Below are 9297 nucleotides of genomic sequence, written 5' to 3'. Positions count from 1 at the left end.
TGGAGCAGCGCCGACTCCGGGACCGTGGCCTCCGGGTCGGTGATGCGTTCGTTGTTCAGGTAGGCGCCGCCCTCGGCGATCGTCCGGCGCGCCTCGCCGCCGCTCTTGACCAGCCCGGCGGTCTGGAGCAGCACCGTCACCGTCGGGAGCTCACCGCGTACCTCGGTGAGGCCGGCCTCGGACAGTGCGGCCCGCAGCGTGTCCGCCGAGAGTTCGTCCAGGGATCCTCGGCCGAAGAGCGCCTGGCTGGCCGCGACCGCCTGCCGGGCCTCCTCCTCGCCGTGCACCAGGGCGGTGATCTCCCAGGCCAGCTCGCGCTGCGCCAGGCGGGCCTGCGGCCGTTCGGCGGTGGCCTTCTCCAGCTCCTCGATCTCCTCGCGGGTCTTGAAGCTGAAGTAGCGCAGGTAGCTCGAGACGTCCCGGTCGTCCGCGTTGACCCAGAACTGGTAGAACGCGTACGGGGTGGTCATCGTCGGGTCGAGCCAGGTGGCGCCGCCCTCGCTCTTGCCGAACTTGGTGCCGTCCGCCTTCAGGACCAAGGGGGTGGTGAACGCGTGCACCGGGCCGGCGCCGCGCCGGCGGACGAAGTCGACGCCCGCCGTGATGTTGCCCCACTGGTCCGAGCCGCCGAACTGGAGCGAGCAGTCGTGGCGGCGGTGCAGCTCGTAGAAGTCGTTGGCCTGCAGGAGCTGGTAGCTGAACTCGGTGTAGCTGATGCCGGTCTCGAGGCGGTTCTTGACGACGTCGCGGGCCAGCATCTTGTTGATGGGGAAGTGCTTGCCGACGTCGCGGAGGAAGTCGATGACCGACAGCTCGCCGGTCCAGTCCAGGTTGTTGACGAGCGTGGCCGCGTTGGCGCCCTCGTAGGTGACGAACGGGGAGAGCTGGTCGCGGATGCGCAGCACCCAGCCGGCGGTCACCTCGCGGGGGTTCAGCACCCGCTCGGCGGACTTGCCGCCCGGGTCGCCGATCTGGCCGGTCGCGCCGCCGACCAGCAGCAGCGGCCGGTGCCCGGCCAGCTGGAGGCGGCGGGCGGTGACGACCTGCATCAGGTTGCCGACGTGCAGGGACGCCGCGGTCGGGTCGAACCCCACGTAGAACGTGATCGAGCCGCCGTCGAGGTGCTTGCGCAGCTCCTCGGGGTCGGTGGAGTCCTGGATCAGTCCGCGCCACTGCATGTCGTCAACGAGAGTCACCGCCGAATTGTCGCGCATCCGCAAGGCCCGGTCACACCGGGTTTCGGGATGCACCCTCCCCATGGGGCCGCCGGGCGGGGAGGATGGCGGCATGACGCGCCTCGAACAGGTCGATCTGTCGGCCCGGCTCCCGAAGAAGGACGCCCTGCTGCGGCTCGAGGCCGCGCAGCAGCGCCTCCTGCGACTCCGGCTGCTGCTGGGCGGCCAGCTCGGCGAGCACCGGATCGGGCCGCCGCTGTGCGTGCTGTTCGAGGGCTGGGACGCCTCCGGCAAGGGCGGCGCCATCAAGCGCCTGGTGGCGCCCCTGGATCCCCGGCATGTGCGGGTCTCCCAGTTCGCGGCGCCGACCTACGACGAGAAACGGCACCACTTCCTTCAGCGGTTCTGGCAGGTGCTGCCCGGCTGGGGCGGCATGACCGTCCTCGACCGCTCCTGGTACGGCCGGGTCCTGGTCGAGCGCGTCGAGGGTTTCGCCACCGAGGAGCAGTGGACCCGCGCCTACGACGAGATCGTCGAGTTCGAGCGCACCCTGAGCGCCGAGGGCATGATCCTCATCAAGTTCTGGATGCACGTCTCCCCCGAGGAGCAGCTGCGCCGCTTCCAGTCCCGGGCTACGGACCCGCTGCGCTCCTGGAAGCTCACCGACGAGGACTGGCGCAACCGCGACCGCCGCGACGACTACGCGGCCGCCATCGAGGACATGCTGACCAGGACGGACAAGAAGCGGGCGCGCTGGACGGTCGTCGCCGGTGACAGCAAGCCCTTCGCCCGGGTCGCCGTCGTCGAGCATGTCTGCCACACCCTCGAGGCCGAGCTCACCCGGCACGGGCACGACCCGCACGACGCCGACTGACGGGCCGGCGTCAGCCCTTCGGCCGGTAGGCCGGCAGTCCCAGGGTCTCCCGGATGCCGGCCTGCACCTGGTCGGACGCCGCCGTCGCGTCGATGTCGTGCACGACCTCCTTGCGGCGGAACAGCTCCAGCACCGGCCTGGTCTTTTCGTAGTAGTCGTGCAGCCGGGCCGCGAGGGCCTCCGGGGTGTCGTCCTCCCGGGTGATCAGCTCGGTTCCGCAGATGTCGCAGCGCCCCTCGACCTCCGGCCGGTCGGCGATCAGGTTGTAGTCCATGCCGCAGCCGGGGCAGAGCCGGCGGCTGAGCACCCGCCGGCGTACCTCGTCGTCCGGGAGCTCGAGGTGGATGACGCCGTCGATGTCGTAGCTCTCCATGAAGAACTCGGCCTGGCGGCCGTTGCGCGGGAAGCCGTCGATGACGAAGCCGAAGTTCCAGTCGTGCTGGTCGAGGCGGCCGCGGACGACGGACTCCACGAGGTCGTCGCTGACGAGTTCGCCCGCCTTCATCGCGCGGCGTACCTGGGCGCCGAGCTTGGTGTGGCTCTGCACGTGCCAGCGGAAGAGGTCGCCGACGCTGATGTGCACCAGGTCGAGGTCCGCGCAGAGCATCGTGCTCTGTGTGCCCTTGCCGCTGCCCTGCACTCCCATGATCACGTACTTGCGCATGGTGTCGACGTCCCTTCGTCAGGCCGCGGCGCCGACCCGCAGCCGGCCCGGCGACTCACCCTTGAGCGTTGCGGGGTCGATGCTCCACCCATCGGCGACCGTCAGCACGTCGTGTTCCGAGACGAGCACGGTGCTCTCCTCGTCCACGAAGGTCGCGGGCAGGCCCGCCGCGCGCTCGGCCGGGTCCGGATCGCCGTACCAGGACGTCACGTCGCCGGTCTGGCCGACGTAGCCGAACGTCCGCACGGGTTCGCCGTCGACGGCGCGCTGCCAGCGGTGCGTCTCGGTGACCCGGTGGGTGGCGAAGAACTGGACCTCGGTGTGCAGCCGCGCCGACAGGTCGACGACGTCGAGCGCCGTGTCCGGGCGCAGCAGGTAGCGCCCGACGGCCAGCACCCAGCGGGTGTCCCGGGCGCCGGGCAGCGGCGGTGTCACCGCGACCCGGTCGTCGGTCAGGTGTGCCAGGTCGATGCCGTCGCGCCAGCGGACCTCGCCGAGGTCCCGCAGGCCGAGGGCCTCGAGCACCTTGACGGGGTCGCCGTCGCGGACGGCGAGCCACGCCTGCTTGCCGCCGAAGGCGACCATGACGTCCGCGTCCATCAGGCCCAGCCGTGGTCGCGGCGCAGCACTGCCGCGACGCGGTCGAAGCGGGCCTGGTCGAGGACCGCGCCCTCGCGGCGGATGCCGTCCTCGTCGACCTCGAGGACCCGGTCGAGCCGCACCCAGCTGGGGCGCGACTCGCGGTCCCAGGCGCCGGGGCCCAGCCCCAGCCAGCCGCGCTGGCCGTCGCGCTCCGACTGGCTGGACAGCATCAGGCCGAGCAGCGTGCGGTCGTTGCGGCCGACCACCAGCACCGGACGGTCCTTGCCCCGGGTCGGGTCGTCCTCGTACTTCACCCAGGTCCACACGATCTCGCCCGGGTCGGCGTCGCCGTCGAGGTTCGGCGAGTACTCGAGGTGACGGCCGCGGGGCGCGGACGGCGGGGCGGGCCGCGGCGCGGGCGGGGTGGGTGCGCGGCGTCCCGCGACCCGGCGCAGCTTGCCGGCGAGGCCCTTGAGGAGTCTGGTCACCCGCGCACTGTATCGGTCCGGGCCCCGCTCCTTATGTCTTCGTGAGTCGATCCTTAAGCGCACCTGAGGTAACGCCCGCGCGCGGGCCGGAGCGCCCATAGTCGGTGCGCTGCCGGTACGGCAGACGTGCCGCACCCGCGGCCTTGCAGCCGCGATTCCCGAGGTGACCGAGCCGTGTCGATGTCCGCCGCCCGCCGAGCCCGGTTCACCTTGGTGGCGGGGGCCACCGCCGTGGTCATCGGAGTTGGCTTCACCGCGGTGGGGCTGAACCGGAACGCCTCCGCCGCCGCGAACCGCGCGGCGGCCGACACCGCGCTGCTCGCGGCCGAGCCGATCGGCGATCCGGGCACCGACCCGCTGGACGACGTCGCGCCGGCGGACCCGGGCACGCCGACGTCGAAGCCGCCGGCCCCGAAGGCCACCACCACCAGCCCGAAGCCCAAGCCGGCCAAGAGCAAGACCAGCGCGCCCACCCGGAAGAAGGCCGAGACCGCACCGGCGACCAGCGGCTCGATCATCGACCAGGTGCTCGCGCACATCAACGCGGCCCGCGCCGAGGAGGGCCTGCCGGCCTACCGCCTGGACTCGTCGCTGTCGAAGGCGTCCGCCCTGCACAACAAGCTGATGATCGACGGCTGCGGCCTGTCGCACCGGTGCTCCGGCGAGGGCGACATCGGCACCCGGTTCAGCGCGCAGGGCGTGGACTGGAGCTCGGCGGGCGAGAACATCGGCTTCGGCTCGGCGGGCGCCGACAACTCCGCCATCGTCCGGGCCGCCAACGGGCTGACCGACAGCATGCTGGCCGAGGTCCCGCCGGAGGACGGCCACCGCAAGAACCTGCTGAGCAAGAGCTTCAAGCGGATCGGCCTGAGCGTCGTGCGCGACGGCAAGGGCATCGTCTGGATGACTCAGGACTTCGTCGGATGACCGGCCCGGTCGGTCCCAGCGGGCCCGCGCGGCGCCGCCGCCTGCGCCGGCTCTTCCTCTTCGGGCCGACCCGCCCGTTCGGGCCGACCCGCCCCGGCGGCCGGTGCGGCCCGGTCCGGCGTACCCGGCCGACGGGCCCGGACCGCCCAGCGAGGTGACCCGGGGAGCGGGCGGCCGATCCGGGCGTGTTTCGCTGTGCCGATGACATCGTGGCTGGATCTGCCCGCCGCGGCCGTCGACGAGGCGGCCCGCCTGCTGCTCGGCTGGCTGCTCACCGCGAACGGGGTGACGGTGCGGCTCACCGAGGTCGAGGCGTACAGCGGGCTGGGCGCCGATCCCGCCAGCCACGCGCACCGGGGTGTCACCGACCGCAACGCGGTGATGTTCGGCCCGGCCGGGCGGCTCTACGTGTACCAGATCTACGGCATGCACCTCTGCGCGAACGTCGTGTGCGGCGAGGAGGGCGTCGCCGCGGCCGTCCTGCTCCGCGCCGGCGAGGTGGTCGACGGCCTGCCGCCGGCCCGGCAGCGGCGGCCCGCCGCGGTGCGGGACCGCGATCTCGCCGCCGGGCCGGCCAAGCTCATGCAGGTGCTCGCCCTCGACCGGACGGCGAACGCGACCTCGGTCGTCGACGGCAGCGGGCCCGCGACCCTGCGACCGCCGGCGACGCTGCCGGGCCGGGGCGACATCGCCGCCGGGCCGCGGGTCGGCGTCACCGCCGCGCACGACGTGCCGTGGCGGTTCTGGATAGCCGGGGATCCGACCGTCAGCGCCTACCGGCGACACGCTCCGCGAAAAAGCCGCAATCTACCCACATCGGGGCGTACCGGGGAATAACGTCCTGGTTGGTGATCTCACGTCGGATGTTGCTGCTGCTCGACCTCATGTGCGTGGTCGGCGTCGCCTGGGCGGCGGTGCTCATCGGCGGGCTGCTCGCCGGGGTACGACTGCTGCCGACCGGCGTCGCCGTCATCGTCACGGCGGTGCTCGTGCTGCCCGGGTTCACCGCGGGACTGATCACCAATCGGCGCGTCGTGCTCGGCCGCAAGCCGCAGAGCGGCTGGATCCGTTCGGTCTGGGCGCCGCCCGACCTGCCGCACTGGGGGCTGGTCCTGAGCGGGCTGGCCCTGCTCGCGTTCTGGGTCGCCGGGATGAGCGCGTTCATCCCGATGAACGAGACGGCGCCCGCGGACGCCGTCGCGGCCTATCAGCAACGGTTCGCGCTGGGGATGCTCGGCGGCGTCGGCGTCGGCGGGAGCACGCTCGCCGCCGCGTCGCTGCTGCGCGTGCGGCGTGGGGCGGGCGCCCGTTGAACCGGGTCCAAAGGGGAGCGGTGCACGGTCCGCGTATTGACAACTAGTGATATCTGCGTGCTTCTATAAGCCACGCTCTTGACATCGTTGTCACATTCGAAGGGACGGCAACCCCTATGCTCCGTACCCTCGCCGCGGCGGTCGTCCTCGCCGCCGCGGTCCTCTCGGTACCCCAGGCCGCCCAGGCGGCCGACCTCGACCTGGTCCAATACGTCAATCCGTTCATCGGCACCGACGACAGCAACTCGCCAAATCCGGTCGGCGGCGGCGCCGGCGGCAGCACCTTCCCCGGCGCGACCGTGCCGTTCGGCATGGTCCAGTTCAGCCCCGACACACCCACCGGCTCGCCGTCGGGCTACCGCGACCGCGACCGCACGATCGAGTCGTTCAGCCTCACCCACTTCAACGGCGCCGGCTGCCCGAACAACGAGGACATCCCGATCCTGCCGATCACCGGCAACCTCGGCTCCTCCCCCGGCTCGGCCTGGACCAGCTACGCGTCCGCGTACACCAAGTCCAACGAGAGCGCCGCGCCCGGCTACTACCGCAACCGGCTCGACAAGTACGGCGTCGACGCCGAGCTCAGCGCCACCAAGCGCACCGGCGCGATGAAGCTGACCTACCCCGCCAGCACCACCGCGCGGGTGCTCATCAACGCCAGCCGCTCCGCGACCGGCGACCGCGACGGCAACGTCACCATCTCCGGCAACCGGGTCTGGGGCGAGCACACCGCCGGCGGCTTCTGCGGCGGCAAGACGTTCAAGATGTACTACTCGATACTGTTCGACCGCACGCCGACCGGCTTCGGCACGTTCAAGGCCGGCACGGTCACCGCCGGTTCGTCGACCACCAGCGGCACCAGCACCGGCGCGTACGTCACGTTCGACACCACCTCGAACGCCGTCGTCAACGCCACGATCGGCATCTCGTTCGTCAGCGTGGCCAACGCGCAGAACAACGCCACCGCCGAGGCGGCGGCCTTCGCCACGGTACGCAGCAACGCCAGCGCCGCCTGGAACACGGCCCTGAACCGGATCCAGGTGACCGGCGGCGGCGCCACCGACCTCCAGAAGTTCTACACCGCGCTGTACCACGTGCTCCAGAACCCGAACCTGTCCAGCGACACCAACGGCGAGTACCGCGGCTTCGACAACGCCGTGCACACCGCCTCGCACCCGGTGTACCAGAACTACTCCGGCTGGGACATCTACCGGTCCTGGGCGGCCCTGGTCGCGCTGATAGCGCCGGACGTGACAAGCGACATCATGAAGTCGATGGTCCTGGATGGACAGCAGGGCGGCCTGCTGCCCAAGTGGTCGCACCAGACCGTCGAGGACTTCGTCATGCCCGGCGACCCCGGCCCGATCATCGTGGCCAGCGCGTACGCGTTCGGCGTACGCGGCTTCGACACCGCGGCGGCGCTGGAGCTGATGAAGAAGAGCGGCAGCGGCGGGTCGACGCAGGGCGTCGTGCTGCGCGGCAACCAGTCCGTCTACCAGACCAACCACTTCATCCCCGGCAACCCGTCGGAGACCCTGGAGTACGCGGCCTCGGACTTCGCCATCTCGCAGTTCGCCGGTGCGCTCGGCGACACCGCCGCCCGCGACACGTACGCGAGCCGCTCGCAGTACTGGCGCAGCCTGTTCAACGGCGAGTCGTCCTACCTGCACACCCGCGACGGCGGCGGCGCCTGGTCGGCGCCGCTCAACCCGGCGCAGGAGAGCCCGTACGTCGAGGGCAACGCCGCGCAGTACTCGTGGATGGTGCCGCACAACCTCGGCGCGCTGGTCACCCTGATGGGCGGGCCGACCACCGCGGCGCAGCGGCTCGACCACCACTTCACCGAGCTCAACGGCGGCCTGAGCCGCCCGTACTTCTACATCGGCAACGAGCCCGAGCACAACGTGCCGTGGACGTACAACGTCGCCCGCAAGCCGGCCGGCGCCAGCGACGCGGTGCGCCGGGTGATGGCCGAGTCGTTCACCACCGGCGCGGGCGGCCTGCCCGGCAACGACGACCTGGGCGCCACCTCCGCCTGGTACGTCTGGTCGGCGCTGGGCTTCTACCCGGTGACCCCGGGCGCGGACACCCTCGCGGTGCACGGCGGGCTCTTCCCGAGCGTGCTCATCCAGCGGGCACCCGGCGACATCACGATCACCGGCGGCAGCGCGGCGAACCGCTACGTGCAGTCGCTGTCGCTGGACGGCACCTCGACCAGCCGCAGCTACCTGCGCTACGGCGACATCGCGGACGGCGGGACCGTCGGCTTCACCATGGGCGGCAGCCCCTCGGCGTGGGGCACCGGCGCCTCCGACGTACCCCCGAGCTTCGCCGCGGGCGCCACTCAGCCGGCGGCGGAACCGGACCTCGGCCCGAACCTGGCCCTGGGTCGCACCGCGACCGGATCCACGGCCTGCGCGAGCGCGGAGAGCGCCGCGAAGGCGGTCGACGGCGTGCTCGCCGGCAACAGCAAGTGGTGCTCCGGCACCGCGCCGCGGCAGTTGCAGGTGGACCTCGGCTCGGCGCGGACGGTGTCGTCGTTCGTCGTCAAGCACGCCGCACTCGGCGGTGAGGTCACCAACTGGAACACCGGCGCGTACACGATCGCGACGAGCACGGACGGCACGACCTGGTCGAACGCGGTGACGGTCACCGCGTCCAAGAGCAGCCGGACGTACACCCCGATCGCCGCGCGCAGCGCGCGGTACGTGCGCTTCGAGACCAGCCAGCCGGCCAACGACACCAACGCGGCCGCCCGGATCTACGAACTGGAGGTGTACGGCGAGAGCAGCGCGCCGACCGACCTGGCCCTGAACCGCACGGCGACCGCGGACTCGTCCTGCGGGGCGAACGAGGGGCCGGCCAAGGCGTTCAACGGCAGCTGGCTGGGCGGCTGGAACGACAAGTGGTGCTCGCAGGGCGCGACCAAGTGGGTGCAGGCCGACCTGGGTACCCGGCAGCGCGTCGGCTCGGTGGTGATCCGGCACGCGGGCGCGGGCGGCGAGTTCCCGGCCTGGAACACCCGCGACTTCGACGTACAGACCTCGGACGACGGGTCCGCCTGGACGACGCGGTCGCAGGTGCGCGGCAACACGGCCGACTCGACCACCACCGCGGTGAACGTGGATGCCCGCTACGTCCGGATCGCGGTCGTCACGCCGGCCAACGACGGCAACACCGCGGCGCGCATCTACGAGGTGCTCGTCAACTAGAGACACCCGGGGGCGGGCGCCGGGTCCCGCGACTCCCGCCCCCGGGTCACCGGTCATGCCGG

9 protein-coding genes (1 of these 9 cut by a window edge) are annotated in these 9297 nt (G+C 71.9%); 5 read left to right on the top strand and 4 right to left on the bottom strand.

Annotated elements, in window-relative coordinates; all coding sequences use genetic code 11:
* Positions 1–1178: the 5' portion of a tyrosine--tRNA ligase gene (gene tyrS, locus BJ971_RS09535; RefSeq protein ID WP_239087345.1), read on the bottom strand. Its footprint begins 64 nt before the window's first position; 1178 of the gene's 1242 nt are visible here — the first part of the coding sequence; its start codon is at positions 1176–1178; the stop codon falls past the left edge of the window.
* A 109-nt stretch (positions 1179–1287) separates the two neighbouring features.
* Between tyrS and BJ971_RS09530 the strand changes: the two genes are divergently transcribed.
* Positions 1288–2049: a polyphosphate kinase 2 family protein gene (locus BJ971_RS09530; protein WP_184991711.1), complete on the top strand. Its 762-nt coding sequence runs from the start codon at positions 1288–1290 to the stop codon at positions 2047–2049.
* Between the two features lie 10 nt (positions 2050–2059).
* On the opposite strand, the gene BJ971_RS09525 is transcribed toward BJ971_RS09530, so the two are convergent.
* From BJ971_RS09525 to BJ971_RS09515, 3 genes are read right to left on the bottom strand one after another with little or no spacing between them, the layout of a single operon-like run.
* On the bottom strand, positions 2060–2713 hold the full coding sequence (locus tag BJ971_RS09525; protein WP_184991709.1) for an adenylate kinase family protein: 654 nt from the start codon (positions 2711–2713) through the stop codon (positions 2060–2062).
* An 18-nt stretch (positions 2714–2731) separates the two neighbouring features.
* Positions 2732–3313 carry a hypothetical protein gene (locus BJ971_RS09520; protein WP_184991707.1) on the bottom strand — a complete coding sequence of 194 codons (582 nt, stop codon included), beginning with the start codon at positions 3311–3313 and terminating at the stop codon, positions 2732–2734.
* Positions 3313–3783 (bottom strand): type II toxin-antitoxin system PemK/MazF family toxin, encoded by a 471-nt coding sequence (locus tag BJ971_RS09515; protein WP_184991705.1) that lies wholly within the window; start codon positions 3781–3783, stop codon positions 3313–3315. Before BJ971_RS09515 ends, BJ971_RS09520 begins: the two co-directional genes overlap by 1 nt.
* A gap of 180 nt (positions 3784–3963) precedes the next feature.
* Here BJ971_RS09515 and BJ971_RS09510 point away from each other — a divergent pair, with 180 nt between their 5' ends.
* From BJ971_RS09510 to BJ971_RS09495, 4 genes are all read left to right on the top strand, one after another.
* Positions 3964–4710, top strand: coding sequence for a CAP domain-containing protein (locus BJ971_RS09510; RefSeq protein ID WP_221479273.1), 747 nt, complete (start codon positions 3964–3966; stop codon positions 4708–4710).
* A gap of 201 nt (positions 4711–4911) precedes the next feature.
* Complete coding sequence (locus tag BJ971_RS09505; protein ID WP_184991701.1) at positions 4912–5547, top strand: DNA-3-methyladenine glycosylase; 636 nt, start codon at positions 4912–4914, stop codon at positions 5545–5547.
* A gap of 11 nt (positions 5548–5558) precedes the next feature.
* Complete coding sequence (locus BJ971_RS09500) at positions 5559–6023, top strand: hypothetical protein (protein ID WP_184991699.1); 465 nt, start codon at positions 5559–5561, stop codon at positions 6021–6023.
* A gap of 116 nt (positions 6024–6139) precedes the next feature.
* Complete coding sequence (locus BJ971_RS09495; protein WP_184991697.1) at positions 6140–9235, top strand: GH92 family glycosyl hydrolase; 3096 nt, start codon at positions 6140–6142, stop codon at positions 9233–9235.
* The last annotated feature ends 62 nt before the right edge of the window (positions 9236–9297 follow it).

Origin of the sequence: Amorphoplanes digitatis, assembly GCF_014205335.1 — a bacterium.
GTDB lineage: Bacteria > Actinomycetota > Actinomycetes > Mycobacteriales > Micromonosporaceae > Actinoplanes > Actinoplanes digitatus.
Note: the sequence above shows the minus strand (reverse complement) of the source record. Positions and strands in the feature narration are given on the sequence as shown.